The organism is Alteribacter natronophilus (genome assembly GCF_006007885.1).
GTDB classification, from domain to species: Bacteria; Bacillota; Bacilli; order Bacillales; family Salisediminibacteriaceae; genus Alteribacter; species Alteribacter natronophilus.
Genome location: NZ_VCRO01000007.1, coordinates 115,821 through 130,139, shown reverse-complemented (window position 1 = coordinate 130,139; position 14,319 = coordinate 115,821). Strand labels below are relative to the sequence as shown.

The 14,319-nt window shown below is 51.2% G+C and carries 15 protein-coding genes; 8 read left to right on the top strand and 7 right to left on the bottom strand.

The window, feature by feature from the left end; genetic code table 11:
- The first annotated feature begins 1 nt into the window (after position 1).
- From FGB90_RS18265 to mbcS, 3 genes are all read left to right on the top strand, one after another.
- Positions 2 to 1,648 (top strand): solute symporter family protein, encoded by a 1,647-nt coding sequence (locus FGB90_RS18265; protein WP_138812299.1) that lies wholly within the window; start codon positions 2 to 4, stop codon positions 1,646 to 1,648.
- Positions 1,649 to 1,672: 24 nt separating this feature from the next.
- Entirely contained in the window at positions 1,673 to 2,224 is a 552-nt protein-coding gene (locus tag FGB90_RS18260) for a hypothetical protein (protein ID WP_246056253.1), read from the top strand.
- A gap of 206 nt (positions 2,225 to 2,430) precedes the next feature.
- On the top strand, positions 2,431 to 4,014 hold the full coding sequence (gene mbcS, locus FGB90_RS18255; RefSeq protein ID WP_138812298.1) for an acyl-CoA synthetase MbcS: 1,584 nt from the start codon (positions 2,431 to 2,433) through the stop codon (positions 4,012 to 4,014).
- A 69-nt stretch (positions 4,015 to 4,083) separates the two neighbouring features.
- Here the strand turns inward: mbcS and FGB90_RS18250 are convergent, their stop codons facing one another.
- Entirely contained in the window at positions 4,084 to 4,647 is a 564-nt protein-coding gene (locus FGB90_RS18250; RefSeq protein ID WP_138812297.1) for a GbsR/MarR family transcriptional regulator, read from the bottom strand.
- Between the two features lie 298 nt (positions 4,648 to 4,945).
- Here FGB90_RS18250 and FGB90_RS18245 point away from each other — a divergent pair, with 298 nt between their 5' ends.
- The 3 genes from FGB90_RS18245 to FGB90_RS18235 all read left to right on the top strand — a co-directional run bounded on the left by FGB90_RS18245 (position 4,946) and on the right by FGB90_RS18235 (position 7,972).
- Positions 4,946 to 6,151: a quaternary amine ABC transporter ATP-binding protein gene (locus tag FGB90_RS18245; RefSeq protein ID WP_138812296.1), complete on the top strand. Its 1,206-nt coding sequence runs from the start codon at positions 4,946 to 4,948 to the stop codon at positions 6,149 to 6,151.
- Positions 6,135 to 6,980 (top strand): ABC transporter permease, encoded by an 846-nt coding sequence (locus tag FGB90_RS18240; protein WP_138812295.1) that lies wholly within the window; start codon positions 6,135 to 6,137, stop codon positions 6,978 to 6,980. Before FGB90_RS18245 ends, FGB90_RS18240 begins: the two co-directional genes overlap by 17 nt.
- Before the next feature lie 71 nt (positions 6,981 to 7,051).
- Positions 7,052 to 7,972: a glycine betaine ABC transporter substrate-binding protein gene (locus FGB90_RS18235; RefSeq protein WP_138812294.1), complete on the top strand. Its 921-nt coding sequence runs from the start codon at positions 7,052 to 7,054 to the stop codon at positions 7,970 to 7,972.
- A gap of 126 nt (positions 7,973 to 8,098) precedes the next feature.
- On the opposite strand, the gene FGB90_RS18230 is transcribed toward FGB90_RS18235, so the two are convergent.
- Positions 8,099 to 8,617 (bottom strand): methyltransferase family protein, encoded by a 519-nt coding sequence (locus tag FGB90_RS18230; RefSeq protein WP_138812293.1) that lies wholly within the window; start codon positions 8,615 to 8,617, stop codon positions 8,099 to 8,101.
- Positions 8,618 to 8,775: 158 nt separating this feature from the next.
- Between FGB90_RS18230 and FGB90_RS18225 the strand changes: the two genes are divergently transcribed.
- On the top strand, positions 8,776 to 9,357 hold the full coding sequence (locus FGB90_RS18225; RefSeq protein WP_171051906.1) for a TetR/AcrR family transcriptional regulator: 582 nt from the start codon (positions 8,776 to 8,778) through the stop codon (positions 9,355 to 9,357).
- 125 nt (positions 9,358 to 9,482) lie between these two features.
- On the opposite strand, the gene FGB90_RS18220 is transcribed toward FGB90_RS18225, so the two are convergent.
- The 5 genes from FGB90_RS18220 to FGB90_RS18200 form a co-directional block, all read right to left on the bottom strand.
- Positions 9,483 to 9,728 carry a stress-induced protein, KGG, repeat-containing protein gene (locus FGB90_RS18220; RefSeq protein WP_138812291.1) on the bottom strand — a complete coding sequence of 82 codons (246 nt, stop codon included), beginning with the start codon at positions 9,726 to 9,728 and terminating at the stop codon, positions 9,483 to 9,485.
- Between the two features lie 157 nt (positions 9,729 to 9,885).
- Entirely contained in the window at positions 9,886 to 10,572 is a 687-nt protein-coding gene (locus FGB90_RS18215) for an HAD family hydrolase (protein WP_138812290.1), read from the bottom strand.
- Entirely contained in the window at positions 10,569 to 11,357 is a 789-nt protein-coding gene (locus FGB90_RS18210; RefSeq protein ID WP_138812289.1) for a class I SAM-dependent methyltransferase, read from the bottom strand. Before FGB90_RS18210 ends, FGB90_RS18215 begins: the two co-directional genes overlap by 4 nt.
- The gene (locus FGB90_RS18205; protein ID WP_138812288.1) at positions 11,326 to 12,111 is read right to left on the bottom strand and encodes an amidohydrolase family protein; all 786 of its coding nucleotides are present in this window, start codon (positions 12,109 to 12,111) and stop codon (positions 11,326 to 11,328) included. Before FGB90_RS18205 ends, FGB90_RS18210 begins: the two co-directional genes overlap by 32 nt.
- A 14-nt stretch (positions 12,112 to 12,125) precedes the next feature.
- Positions 12,126 to 13,328 (bottom strand): MFS transporter, encoded by a 1,203-nt coding sequence (locus FGB90_RS18200; protein WP_171051905.1) that lies wholly within the window; start codon positions 13,326 to 13,328, stop codon positions 12,126 to 12,128.
- A gap of 139 nt (positions 13,329 to 13,467) precedes the next feature.
- On the opposite strand from FGB90_RS18200, the gene FGB90_RS18195 reads away from it, so the two are divergent.
- On the top strand, positions 13,468 to 14,319 hold the full coding sequence (locus tag FGB90_RS18195; protein WP_171051904.1) for a LysR family transcriptional regulator: 852 nt from the start codon (positions 13,468 to 13,470) through the stop codon (positions 14,317 to 14,319).

Here is a 14,319-nt window from a genome sequence, read left to right as displayed (position 1 = left end):
CATGGGAGAAGAAGCCTGGCAGTTATCAAATCCATTTTTAGGTGTTGCGGCCATCGTCGCAACGTTCCTGCTTTTTTACCTGGTGGGGTACATATCCAACCGGAAAAGTAAGTCAGTAACGGATCTATATGTTGCCGGTGCCTCCGTCGGACCATTTACGAACGGTCTTGCCATGGCATCAACATACATGAGTCTCGCTACATTTCTCGGGATTACCGCACTGATTCTACAGCTGCAGGTTCCCTTCATTATGCTGTGGATCCAGCTGATTCTTGCGATCCCGCTCATTACAATTATCTACGGGACAAGCCTTCGCCGGATGGGGGCATTTTCCCCGACGCACTTTGTCCGGGAACGATACGGAATTTCGGCATCAATTATTGCCGCCCTGTTTATGATTCTCGTCTCCATTATGTACGCGCTGGGTCAGATGATCGGTATTGCCCTTGCTTTTGAAACGGTGCTCGGCATCCCGTATCTTACCGGACTCATTGTTGGGGGTCTGATTATTGTAGGCTACATCACCATAGGTGGTATGGCCGGGGCATCAAACAACGCCGCCATCCAGATGGTGATTATCGCACTTATGTTTATCATTCCTCTTGGAGCGATCATGAAAGCAATAGGCGGAAGCGGATGGTTTTTCCCGCCGCTCCTCTATGCCGATATGGTTCCGGCCATGCTTGAAGCGATGCCGAACTTCTTTGACTACCAGTATTCAACGAAATGGTACGTAAGTCTCATCGCACTCACGATCGGGTCTCTTGGCCTCCCTCACCTGGCGATGCGGATTTATACGGCAAGCAGCTTAAGAAGCGCACGTTCGGCCATGGTCTGGTTCGCCTTCGTCATCGGTCTTGTGTTTTCCGCTACGTACGCTATGGGCTTTGTAGGCGTCTATGCTACCGAAACACAGGGAATCACGATTTCACAGGCTGACGCGGACAAACTGACGATCATCCTTAATCTTGTGTACAACCCTGAATGGGTATCTGCTCTGGTTATTGCAGCAGCCATCTCAGCCGGTCTTTCTACGCTGAGCGGAAACCTGCTTGCGATCGGTGCCCTTCTTTCTCAGGACATTATTACAACACTTAAACCGAATATTCCGGAGAGAAAACGGGTCCGCCTCGGGTACGCGGCGATCTTTATGGGCGGTGTTGTCAGTATCCTCCTTGCCATTAACCCGCCTGCATTCCTGGTGGTCAGTATACTCTGGGCCTTCGGTCTTGCCGGTGTCACCATCGCGCCGCTTATTCTCGTCGGCGTATGGTGGAAGGAAGCGAACCGGTTTGGCGCCATGGCCTCTTCGCTCGTAGGGGGTGCCCTCTACATTATCGTATCGCCGTTCGTGTTTCCGGGCATCGTCATGACCGGTCACTCTGTCACAGACGGCATGGGGCTCTCGGGAGCCATGCTGGCGATTCCGATCAGCTTTATCCTGCTGATTGTAGTGAGCTATATTACGAACCGTATGCCGATGTTCCAGGCCAGACTGAGCACGAAAGCGGATCACGAGCTGATTGAGCGGATCCACGGCTGGAAGGAAGTCAACCCGGCCCGTTACAACAGTACAGTCGGCGCAGCAATCACCGTTGTCTTTTTCACCGCTATTGCCATCTGGGCTGCCATGCCATGGAATATGTAGACACCGCTCACAAAGGAGAACACCATGATGATTGGAAAAATGATTATGCTCGATCCGCCTTCATTTAAGGCGTTTCTTGAAAAACCAAAATCAAAACTGATCAGCCAGCTGATTGTCTTCGGTCTCGGCCTCGCCTACGGTGCGGCCGGGATTGCGGCAAACGCCGGATTTATTGCAGGATTTGAAGGGGACCTGCTGAGAAACCTTATCGTCCCCCTCATTTTTTTATTTTTCGGCCTGCTGTCTGCCTGGATTACGAAAATCGGCCTCACTGTGCTTCTCTGGGCAGGAGCACGGGGATTCGGCGGTCCCGGCAGAATGGCTGCGGTACACCGGGCAGCTTCTGTCGCCCTGATCCCGGGAATTCTTGCCCTCCCCCTTCTGACGGGGATGGCCGTCAACGCCCTGACGATTGTAACGATGCTGATTGGGGTCGCCTGGATGTATCTCATCTGCGTCCGGATTCATGAAACGACCCAGGGATTTGCCGGCTGGAAAGCCTACGCCGCTGTACTGGCAGCCTTTGTATTCTTTGCAAGCATCTATTATCTCGTCATGCCGACGGGGGCGCTGTAAACTGAGGCGTCTTTTGAAAACAAAGCTTCGCTTCACGCCGTCCGCCCTCTTTCCGAAGCGGTGCCCGCGGAAAGCGTCCGCCTGCAGCGTTATGGAGCCAGTGAATTAGAGCAATTTGAAAACCCTGCAAAAAGAGAGCGCAGTGAGCACAGATCACCTTCTACTTCTATTAATCTCTATTTATACAACTCAAGGAGGCATTTCACATGAACAGAGAAGAACTCACAGCACCGGAGCAGTACAACATTACGGAAGAACTGAACCGTTACCGCAAAGACTCACAGCGCGAAGCGATCCGCTGGTGCGACGCAGAAGGAAACCGCCGTTCTGTTTCCTATAAGGAACTCACCGATAAAACAAACCAGTACGCCCTTGCCCTTAAAAATCAGGGAATCGAGAAAGGTGATAAGGTTCTCATTATCCTTCCGAGAATTCCGGAGGCGTACATGACGTACCTGGCTTGTCTGAAAGCAGGAATCGTCGCAATTCCAAGTTCTGAGATGCTCAGGAAAAAAGACCTTCTTTACCGGATTGACCACGCAAACGTAAAAGCAGTCATCTCCTACTTCAAAACGACAGCCGAAGTGAACGCCATCGAGGAGAAACACCCTGCACTTGAGCGCAAATTTATCGTGGGCGGCAAAGAGGACGGCTGGCAGTCGCTGGAGGAACTGGCGCAGGCCGAGTCCACTGACTACGATGGGGAACCAACGTCCCGTGACGATATGGCATTTCTCTCCTATACCTCCGGAACGACGGGCAATCCAAAAGGCGTCGTCCACACCCATGCATGGGGTTACGCCCACGTACGCACGGCGGCGAAAAAATGGCTCGGCGTGGAAGAAGGTGATCTCGTCTGGGCAACAGCGGCACCAGGCTGGCAGAAATGGATCTGGAGTCCGTTTCTTTCCACCATCACACTCGGAGCCACCGCATTTGTGTACCATGGCGGGTTCGACCCTGACACGTACCTCGGTATGCTGGAAAAAGAGCAGATTAACGTACTCTGCTGCACACCGACGGAATACCGCCTGATGGCAAAAGTGGACAATCTGGCGTCCTACAGCGTCCCGCACCTGAAAAGTGCAGTGTCTGCCGGAGAACCACTGAACAGCCCGGTTATTAACGCATTCAAAGAAGCGTTCAACGTCTCCCTTCGCGATGGCTACGGCCAGACCGAGAATACCCTGCTCGTCTGCACAACGCAGGATATGACCATCAAACCCGGGTCCATGGGTAAACCGACGCCGGGGAACCCGGTTGAAATTATTAACGAAGACGGAGAGCCGGCAAAGACAGGCGAAGTCGGCGACATTGCTGTTCATAAAGACTGTGCTGCATTGTTCCGTGAGTATTACAACGATCCGGAACGGACGCAGACAGCATACCGCGGCGACTGGTACCTCACAGGCGACCAGGCTTCCCGTGATGAGGACGGCTACTTCTGGTTTGAAGGCCGGAGTGACGATATTATTATCAGCTCAGGCTACACGATTGGGCCTTTTGAAGTGGAGGATGCGCTGCTGAAACATCCTGCCGTCCGGGAGTGCGCCGTCGTGGCAGCCCCTGACGAAGTTCGCGGCAGCGTCGTTAAAGCGTACGTCGTCCTCAGGGATGAAAAACGCACCGGCGATGATGATCTTGTAAAAGAACTGCAGAATCATACGAAAGAGATCACCGCTCCCTACAAATATCCAAGACAGATCGAGTTTCTCGAGGAACTGCCGAAAACCACCTCCGGCAAAATCCGCCGCGTGGAACTTCGGCTGAAGGAAAAGACAAAAGCATAATCTGCTGAAGTTCGTGACAAAAGCCGGATAATAGGAAGGGCCCTCACCATACGCTGGTGAGGGCCTTTCTTATTTGTTCCCGCTCGTCTTTTTGGGCACAATTGAAAAAATTTCACCGCTCTCAAAAAGATCAACCACTTCCGCCAGCCATTGGTAGTAGGCTTCCGCTTCATCCAGTTTGGACAAATCGCCGCCGATTCGCTCCCTGATCTCTTCGTGCTCTGTTTCTTCCATCAACTCTGTAAGCATCGTCTTCGTGTCGCAGATCGCCTTTTTATTTTTTTCCGTCGCTTCACTCCAGCGGGTCACGAACACGTTTGAAAAGGACTTATACCAGTCGTCCTCGGTTTTATAGAGATCCTTGCGAACCCCTTTTTCCCACACCTGCTCCACCATATCTGCCTGAAGCAGCTCCCTGATGTTGGTGGACATGCTCGTCTTGCTCATTTCCATTTCTCTGCTCATCTCATCGAGCGTCATTGGTTTTTCCGAAAAAAATACCGTCCCGTACAGACGCCCGGCGGATGGCTTAATATTATACAGATGAACATTCTTTGCAAGCTCGCTTGTAAACCTGTTCCGCGCTGCTGCAAGTCTGTTCAGATCCTCCGTTAACGAAGTCTGGCTGGCCATGGCGCCGCCTCCTTTGATTACTCATTACCCAAAATAGTAGCAGACTGAATCAGAATGTCAAAATAACGCTGCAGAGAGGAGATAAGAGTATATTGAAGGAAACAGAAGTAACCGCCCTATTCTCTTTGTACAGTTTTTTCTGAATGAACTTTATATTCAATATATCCAGTATATCCAGTTTGAGTTATTAAACCTTTACACGTATAGTAGGACAAGTGTGATTGAACCAAAGGACATAAGTCTTTTTTCATACTCCCCTTTTTACATATCCACTATAGAAAGCGATCGAGGTGAAACGATGTCAAAAATAAAGGTTGAGTCGTTAACGAAAGTATTCGGTAAACACCCGAAACGGGCGTTAAAACTATTAGACAATGAAAAAACGAAGGACGAAATTCTTGAGGAAACCGGTATGACGGTTGGCGTGAACCAGGCTTCCTTCGAAGTAAAAGAAAGCGAAATCTTTGTGATCATGGGGCTCTCCGGAAGCGGAAAATCAACTCTTGTCCGCCTGCTGAACCGGCTGATTGATCCGACGGACGGCAGCGTATGGGTTGACGGTAAGGATCTTGCCAAAGTCAGCGATCAGGAACTCCGTACAGTCCGCCGCGAGAAAATGAGCATGGTATTCCAGAAGTTCGGACTGTTTCCGTTCAGGACCATTCAATCGAACGTGGAATACGGACTCGAAGTGCAGGGTGTTGATAAGAAAGCCCGTGCAGAGAAGGCCAGTGAGTCCCTTAAACTTGTAGGTCTTCAGGGCTACGAGGACAAGTATCCCGACGAGCTGTCCGGAGGAATGCAGCAGCGGGTCGGCCTGGCAAGAGCCCTTGCCAACGATCCGGATATTCTTCTGATGGACGAAGCGTTTTCCGCACTTGATCCGCTCATTCGTAAAGACATGCAGGACGAGCTCCTTGATCTGCAGGAATCGATGAAAAAAACGATCGTCTTTATTACACACGATCTGGATGAAGCCCTTCGGATCGGTGATCGTATTACCATCATGAAAGACGGATCGATCGTTCAGATTGGTACACCTGAAGAAATTCTTTCCAATCCGGCCAACGAATACGTGGAACGATTCGTCGAGGACGTGGACCGCTCAAAAGTGTTCACTGCTGAAAACATCATGATCCGTCCGGAAACAGTAAACGTGGAAAAAGACGGGCCCCGTGTCGCTCTTCAGCGTATGAAAAAAGCGGGTATCTCGAGCATCTACGTGACCGGCCAGCAGAAACAGCTGATCGGGATTGTCGATGTGGATGACGTATCACAGGCGGTTAAGGACGGCCTTTCTGATCTTCGACCACTCGTCAGAAAAGATGTTCCAACAGTAGACGCCGATACACCGGTACACGATCTGCTCGATCTCTCATCGACTGCCCCTGTACCGATTGCCGTCACCGGTGAAAACCGTAAACTGAAAGGAATTGTCATTCGGAGCAATGTCCTCACTGCTCTGTCAGGAAATGAGGTGAATTCAGATGAATCTATTTCCTAAAATTCCTGTTGGTGAATGGGTCGAAGCATTTGTGGAGTGGCTGAAAAACGCAGAAGCCATTATTGGCGCTCTGCGTGCCATTATCGGCTTTTTTGCAGAAGATGTGTTTCTCGCATTCTTTGTAATGATTCCACCAATCGTATTTATCCTGGCACTGACAGCCATTGCCTTCCTCCTCGTGCGAAAGCAGAAACAGTACGGTCTGCCGATTCTCGTTCTCGTCGGACTGCTGTTCATCGAGAACCTGGAATACTGGGACGACCTGCTTATCACGCTGTCTCTTGTTCTGACAGCTACACTCATTTCTGTTGTGATCGGAATCCCTCTGGGGGTATGGATGGCGAAAAGCAACACTGTACAGCGCCTGGTCACACCGGTACTTGATTTCATGCAGACAATGCCGGCGTTTGTGTATCTGATCCCGGCTGTTGCCTTTTTTGGAATCGGGATCGTGCCGGGAGTCGTAGCATCGGTGATCTTTGCGATGCCGCCGACAGTACGTCTGACGAACCTCGGGATCCGCCAGGTACCTACGGAAATTATTGAAGCATCGGAAGCATACGGATCCACACCGCGTCAGAAGCTGTTCAAAGTGCAGCTTCCTATGGCGAAAACAACGATGATGGCAGGCGTGAACCAGACGATTATGCTTGCTCTTTCCATGGTTGTTATTGCAGCTATGATCGGAACAGACGGTATTGGCCGGCAGGTCTACTACGCAGTTGGACGTAACGACATTGCCATGGGATTTGAAGCAGGGATCTGCCTTGTTATCCTGGCCATTATTCTTGACCGTCTCACGCAGACAATCAATCAGAAAACAGCATAAAAGCGATTTTTCTCCCTTTTTATGCAAAAGGGTACTTATACATCACTTTAATAAAGAAGGAGAGATTCAGAATGAAATTTAACAAGTACGGCGTAGCCGTTGCCGGTATGTCTGTTGCACTTCTGGCAGCATGCGGCGCAGATGAGGAAGAGGAAAACACAGCAGGTGGAGACGAAAACGGATCCGATGAAGAAACTTCGGTGGATTACGGCGAGGAGCTTGATTATACGATCACAGGTATTGAGCCAGGCGCAGGAATCATGACTGCAGTGGAAAATGCCATCGAAGAATACGGTCTTGATGAGTGGGACGTTACTGCCAGCTCAAGCGCAGCGATGACTCAGGAACTTGACACGGCAATTGAAAACGATGAGCCTGTCATCGTTACCGGCTGGACACCGCACTGGAAGTTTGCCGCTTACGACCTGAAATACCTTGATGACCCTGAAGGAGTCTTCGGGGAAGCAGAAGACATTCACACGATGGTACGCACTGACCTTGAGTCAGACATGCCTGAAGCTTACGAAGTACTCGACAACTTCTACTGGACTGAAGAAGACATGGGTGAAATCATGGTTGCTATCAACGAAGGCCAGGACGAAGCGGAAGCTGCTGCAGAGTGGGTTGAAAACAACCAGGACACAGTGGCCGAGTGGACAGATGGCGTAGACGCTGTTGACGGTGAGGAACTCGAACTGGTTTTTGTAAACTGGGATTCTGAAATTGCTTCTACGAACATGATTGCTACGGTTCTTTCAGACCTTGGTTATGATGTTACAATCACACCAACAGAGGCACCGTACATGTTCGATGCTGTTGCCTCCGGTGAAGCAGATGCAATGGTTGCTGCATGGCTGCCGCTGACGCACGATCACCTTGTTGAAGATAACGAAGACGACCTCGTGGACCTTGGTGCCAACCTTGAAGGTGCCCGCACTGGTCTTGTCGTGCCTGAATATATGGATATCGACTCCATCGAAGACCTTCAGTAAAATAAATACGGACTGCCGCCTGTTTGCATCAGGCGGCAGTTTTTTATTAAGCTCTTTTTCGGAAAGTTTGTTGTTTTCTACGCTGTTGGCTGAAGCTTTCCGCAGGCACGGCTGCAGGTGGACGAACTACGTCCTGCTCCCCGGCCGGCGGGGAATCAGCCTTGGTACACGCCTTTTATATTCCCGGTACTCCTCACCGAACTTTTTTTCAAGCTCCGGTTCCTCCCCGATCACAAAGTACGTGTAGTTTACTGTGGAAAACAGCACAAACCACCCGGCCAGCCAGAAAGAGCCGGCCAGTAACGATTCCCCAAGCAGAATGAAAATCACTCCGCTGATCATTGGATTTCTCGTGTACCTGTAGGGTCCGCTCACGACGAGCTTTCGCGGCGCGTCCCACGGTGCGAGGGTGCCTTTCCCTCTTTCTGCGAACTGCCTTACTGTCAGCACAACGAGAGTAAGCCCGGCCAGAACAGCCCCAGCGCCTGTAAATCCAAGCAGGATGGCCACTGCTCCATCACTCCCCCACAACACCTGTGACGGCAGAAACATTAACAGTAAAAATGGAATAATGACGGTTACATTAAATGGCAGCAGCAGCACAGCCATTACATGCGAAAACAGGGAAGCTTTCTTTTTTCCCACGAAAATACCTCCTTATAATAGACACTGTGTTGATTAACTCTCCCATCTCTTATTATAATGAGTTCAGCCGCGGTTACCATACACAGTGTGACCGGAAGTGTCCCTTACTGAACAGTATGACACGTACTGTTCATTACCACCGGAAAGAGGTGATGGTATTGAAAGAAGACCGGAGAATAAAACGCACCAGAGAAAAGATAAGGGAAACGTTTGCTCTTTTAATAGAAGAAAAAGGACTCGACGCTGTCACGGTAAAGGATCTGACCGAACGGGCGGATTTTAACAGAGGTACGTTTTACCTGCACTATCAGGATAAGTACGACCTGCTTGAAAAAAGTGAGGAGGAAGTGATCCGGGGAATTACTGCCATCTCAGACTCAATCGGCTATAACGATCCATCATCCTGGGCTGATTCTGCCCGGATGCATCCGTCAGCCACTGCTTATTTTGAGTTTCTCAAACAGCACGGTAACTTTCTCAAAGCTGTAATGGGCCCAAAGGGAGACCCGTCCTTCCAGGACAAATTGAAAAAGCTGATGATAGGAAATATTAAAAAAGCTGCCGGCGGTAAAACACTTCCGCACGGAGATTACATTATGGCTTTTATGGTCTCCGCCCACCTCGGTGTAGTCCAGCACTGGCTGGATACGGGAATGAAGGAAACTCCGGAGCAAATGGCGGGACTTCTGACAGCCATGAACAAATACGGCCCGTTAAAATCCGGGGGATTAACATCCTGACCCGGACCTGGTCCTATGACTTGACTCACCTTCCCACTACTGTTATTCTGCACACAAAGAGGGCAGCCTTCTGCCAAAGGCTGCCCTGAAATCACGTTTGGGGAAACGCAAGTATTCAAATCATTTTAGTTGGAATTATTGGAGTTACCGGAGTTACCAGAGTTACCGGAGTTACGCCCGCCTTTTTGGCCGATGTCCTCAAAGTGCTCTTTGCCATGCTCCTGGCGGGTCTTTTCTCCACCTTTTTCCCCGATCTCTTCGTAAAAGTCCTTACCATGCTTCTGCTTCGTCTTTTCGCCGCCTTTCTGGCCGGCTTCCTCATAACTCATCTTGCTGTTGTTGCTGTTGTTATTGTTATTGTTATTTGCCATGATCGATCATCCTTTCCGATAGAGTATTTTATGTTACATAGAGAAAGATACCACGTCCCATTCGTCTCAAAACCTATTAGAAAAGAATCTTTCCATAACCGAACCAATTAGGAAAAAAGTTAGTACATTACTTATTCAATGTTATATCCCTACGTCATTAGTCACTTGTTTTTGAGTTCTCCGAAGCCCACTTTTGTACTGCTCCCGGAACTTCCTCGAGACCATCAATCGTCCAGCCTGCATCCGTCCCCTGCCAGTAAGCATCACGGATCCAGACACCTTTCATGCCTGCCCGCTCTGCTGCTGCCACATCGTTTTCCGGATGATCGCCTATAAACAGGCATTGCTCCGGTTCTGTTCCCAGCCGTTCGCACGCCCGCTCAAAAATGGCTTTATCAGGCTTACTCAGCCCCTCTTCCTCCGAAATAAGAATAGAATTGAAAAATCCCGTAATACCCAGGCTTTCAATATTGGCCCGCTGAAAATCCGTCCGCCCATTGGATACGATACCCAGAGCGAATGAGGGCGCCAGCGTTTCGAGCATGGCTTCAAGGCCGGGAAACGGAACACAATGCTTTGGAAAGCGGGTAACATAGTCCTCCAGCAGTTCACCCGCTGTTACACCCTTAAACCTGTATTCCTCGATAAGCTGTTCATATACTCTGTCCTTCCATACGTACCCGCGCTTTTCCAGGTCTTTGAACCGTTTCCTGTACACCGGAAACGGTACCTTTGCAAAGGTTTCGCTGTACCTCCTGTACTGATCCGCGAGAAAAAGGTCCACCGAAGCTTCCCTGTTCAGCAGTGTGCCGTCAAGATCGAACAGAACCGCCCTCTTTGTCATTTTTCCTCCCCCTTCACAGCGGCCCAGATTGTCCACCGGTCCCGCTCTGCCACCCGCTTTCCAGCCTCAATCCGCCTGTCGATGTAATCGATTAGAATCTTCAGTTCCCTGTCATCGAGCTCATGAAGCAGACTCCTGCCGGTACGCCCTGACAGATCCTCGAGCAGCCTCTCTTTTGTTTCGTACTCTCTTCTTGTTTCCCAGACATGAACGGTACTTTCCATACGAAAACCAGTCTTTTCAAGAGCACGCCTCACTCCATGGTCCGGCCACCTTCTCCCTTTCTCCATATCGACAAGCTTCGGAAAGCAGGAAAAGAACCAACCTCTTATGTGGGTACTGCTTCCCGGAAGAAGACAATCTTCCGGGGTACGGTCCTGAATGACGAGGAGTCCCCCGGGCCGCAGAAGACGGAACGCTTCCCGAAATGTACGATCGAGCTCTCCCAGATGATGTATGACTGCACGGATGAGGACCACATCCGCTGCCCGTTCCTTAAGACCTGTGTTTTCCGCATGCCCGAGTACATAAGCGATTCTACTGTCCGGCTCTGTATTTTTCCCTGCTCCTTCCAGGCTTGCTTCGGAATAATCCACACCGGTTACACGGGAGGCACCCAGATCAGCAAGGGCTCTCGTGTAGATTCCGCCACCGCAGCCGATATCAACAGCTTGAAAGCCGGTCTGTTCGTTCAAAAGCTGCCTCATAAACCGGTACCAGCCCCGGTCCGCTTCCCTCGCCGCATATGTTTCCCTATTTGCAGGATCGTGAAAGTTTATCCCCATCTGTCCCCATCTCCTTTACTCCGTACCAGCGGGCTCCGTTTTCAAACAGCACACGCCCGGCTTCTTTTTCTCCGAGAACCTCCCGGATCAGTTCTGCATCCTCTTCCCTGAAGGGCCGGGGCGCTCTTGTGGAAGGAAGATCCGTCCCGAACATGAGCACCTCGGGATTGGCCCGGTGAATAGCCTTCACAGCCGTTCCCACATCAAAATCCACACGGCCGAAGCCGGTCGCTTTTACCCGGACACCCTTTTCCGCAAGACGGATGAGCCGGGGCAGACCTTCTTTTGAAAGACCGAGATGGTCAACGGATACAGCCGGCAGGCTTTCCAGAAGAGGCGCAAGTTCCTCCAGGTCCCGGGAATCGATGTACAGTTCTGTATGCCATCCGGCCAGACCGTAGACGCGGTGTGCTGTCTGTTCGAGGCTTTCAAGTACCCCGGTCCCCCCGCGCATGACGTTAAACCGGACGGCTGTGACCCCGGCCCTGTCCAGCCGCACAATTTCCTCGTCGGAAGTATCAGCAGGAAGCTGGGTCACGCCCCTGAAGGCAGGGCCGAGCTTTTTGAGCGCTGCAGTGAGGTACGCCTGGTCGTGCCCCTGAAACGATCCCGATACAACGGCACCGCCTATTACGTGAAGCCTGCTTACAGAATTCAGGTAGTCATCAGCAGTAAACGCATCCGGCAGAAAGCCGTGGTTTTCTGTTAACGGGTAGCGCGGGTCAACAATGTGAAGATGCGCATCAAAAATCATTCCTTTCACCTCCATTAAGCTGCTGTTTTTGTAAAACCGGCAAATTCCTTATGTCCGGAAAGTCTAAACGCATAGAGCAGGCATGCGGCCACGGGAACAGCAAGGGCGAGATAAACGGCGTTCGCCCCGCCACCTGCAGCAATCCAGCCGAGCACGGGAGCGCTTATGACCACAGACGACTGGTTTCCGAGCATTCTCAGACTCGCCATCCGTCCGTGAAATGCCGGTTCCGTTGACATCTGCTGAACCGCCTGAAGAAGAACCCTGATCCAGGTGGTACCGAGTCCAATCAGAAAAACGCCGAGGAAAGCGGCAGCAGTATGCGGCGCCAGACCCGTTACAAGCAGTCCGGAGAAAACAATGAACAGCGAATAGACACCAACACGGTTACTGCTCTTCTTCAGCCACCAGGCCCCGGCGAAACCTGCAAGGGCACCTCCGGCTGAGAGGGCCGCATCAAGAAACCCGTACACCGAGGCCGGCTGCAGCAGGTAATCCGCTGTATACACAGAGAGAAATCCGAGGCTTGAATGAAACACGAGCTGTCCTGTGAACATGATTACAAACAGGCGAAGCAGAAACCGGTTCCGGTTCACATAAAGGAAGCCGTCCGCCAGATCCCGAAGCACTGACTTTTTCCCGGCAGCTTCGTCAGTACTCTCTTTAACGGGCTCCAGGAAAAACAGTGAACCCACGGCCGTAAGGAACGCGGCTGTTACGATCGCCAGTGAAGCTGTTAATGGCAGGACGGAAAGAAGCAGTCCCCCTGCTCCTGCACCGGCAAGTCCGCCGACGATCGCCGCAGATGCACTCCGGGAAAACACCTGTGGAAGGTGTTCTTTCGGAAAGCATTCCGCCATCAGTGCCTGAATGGCAGGACGGAACAGCGATCCCGCTGTCTGAACAGTCATGTGCACGGCAAAAATCAGGGCCGTACCGACTGTGCCCGCTCCGGAAGCCCCGAGGAGCACAGTCATGGCTGCGGCACTCATACCCACTGCAATCAGCGTAAGGCGCTTACGGTTAAAGCGGTCCACAAGCACCCCGAAAAAGAGATTGAGAAATACACCGGGCAGAAACCCAAGACCAACAAGGATTCCTGTATAAACAGCGTCTCCGGTGATTCCATACAGAACCCACGTGACGGTGACAAAATACATAGCCCTGCCGAACTCGGATAAAAAGAACGTACTCAGCACGTACGGAAACTGCTTCATTACTTCCCACCCCCCTGCTTCTTCTGGTAAAAGTATATTCCATGTGTGAAAATAAAGAAAATACATGTTTTTTATACTTTTGAATAAGCAGAGCTTATATATGATCAGCTGCACAACGCCAACAAAGGGGGCAGAAAATATGAAAGTCGACGACTACCGGCTTCTCCTGGCCGTGGAGGAAGCAAAAACGGTTAAAGGGGCAGCAAAAGCACTGCTCATCTCTCAGCCCGCCGTCAGTCTTCGCCTGAAACAGATTGAGGAACAGTGGGACGAGAAGATATTTGTAAGAACACCGAAGAAAGTAATGCCCACACCTGCGGGAGAGCGGATACTCGCATTTGCACAAAACCTCGTGGAGGAGGAACAGACCCTCAGAAATGAAGTTTCCGGAATGAAAGGAACAGTCAGCGGCACTCTTTCCCTCGCCGTCTCCTCCGTCATCGGGCAGTATCTCCTTCCTTCCGTTCTGGAAGATTACATCAATCAGTATCCTCAGGTAAAAGTGGAACTTGTCTCCGGGCTGAGTGAACAGCTCCGCACCGGCAGCTCCGGCGCCCACGTTTACCTTCTGCGGGGGGAAAAACCGCGAAACGGTGACAGACTGCTGGAAGACCGCCTGTATCTGATCGACCGTAAAGGTCCTATGAAGCAGAACAGGCCGCTCATTGAATTTCAGAGCGACCCGGCTTTTCATTCTGCTGTTCACGACTGGCTGCTGGAAGATTCCCCGGTCACACCTTCCCGTAGGATCAAGGTGGACCAGATCGAAACATCAAAACAGCTTCTTCTCCACGGAATCGGCATGGCGGTGCTTCCGGAAACAGCCATTCACGGAATCGACCGGAGCAGATACGACATCATCCCTCTTCGGAAGAACGGAAAAGACATCACACGTACTACGTGGATCGTCGCTTCCGAGGCGGCGCGGAGCCTACCTCAGGTAACCGCCTTTCTTCAATGCCTGGATGAACGAGTAAACGGGAGCACCTGA

Coding starts and splice junctions, on each gene's coding strand:
- FGB90_RS18265 (WP_138812299.1), top strand. CDS start 2: ATGGGAGAAGAAGCCTGGCAGTTATCAAATCCATTTTTAGGTGTTGCG.
- FGB90_RS18205 (WP_138812288.1), bottom strand. CDS start 12,111: ATGATTTTTGATGCGCATCTTCACATTGTTGACCCGCGCTACCCGTTA.
- FGB90_RS18210 (WP_138812289.1), bottom strand. CDS start 11,357: ATGGGGATAAACTTTCACGATCCTGCAAATAGGGAAACATATGCGGCG.
- FGB90_RS18220 (WP_138812291.1), bottom strand. CDS start 9,728: ATGGCAAATAACAATAACAATAACAACAGCAACAACAGCAAGATGAGT.
- FGB90_RS18215 (WP_138812290.1), bottom strand. CDS start 10,572: ATGACAAAGAGGGCGGTTCTGTTCGATCTTGACGGCACACTGCTGAAC.
- FGB90_RS18195 (WP_171051904.1), top strand. CDS start 13,468: ATGAAAGTCGACGACTACCGGCTTCTCCTGGCCGTGGAGGAAGCAAAA.
- FGB90_RS18245 (WP_138812296.1), top strand. CDS start 4,946: ATGTCAAAAATAAAGGTTGAGTCGTTAACGAAAGTATTCGGTAAACAC.
- FGB90_RS18235 (WP_138812294.1), top strand. CDS start 7,052: ATGAAATTTAACAAGTACGGCGTAGCCGTTGCCGGTATGTCTGTTGCA.
- FGB90_RS18200 (WP_171051905.1), bottom strand. CDS start 13,328: ATGAAGCAGTTTCCGTACGTGCTGAGTACGTTCTTTTTATCCGAGTTC.
- FGB90_RS18260 (WP_246056253.1), top strand. CDS start 1,673: ATGATGATTGGAAAAATGATTATGCTCGATCCGCCTTCATTTAAGGCG.
- FGB90_RS18240 (WP_138812295.1), top strand. CDS start 6,135: ATGAATCTATTTCCTAAAATTCCTGTTGGTGAATGGGTCGAAGCATTT.
- FGB90_RS18250 (WP_138812297.1), bottom strand. CDS start 4,647: ATGGCCAGCCAGACTTCGTTAACGGAGGATCTGAACAGACTTGCAGCA.
- mbcS (WP_138812298.1), top strand. CDS start 2,431: ATGAACAGAGAAGAACTCACAGCACCGGAGCAGTACAACATTACGGAA.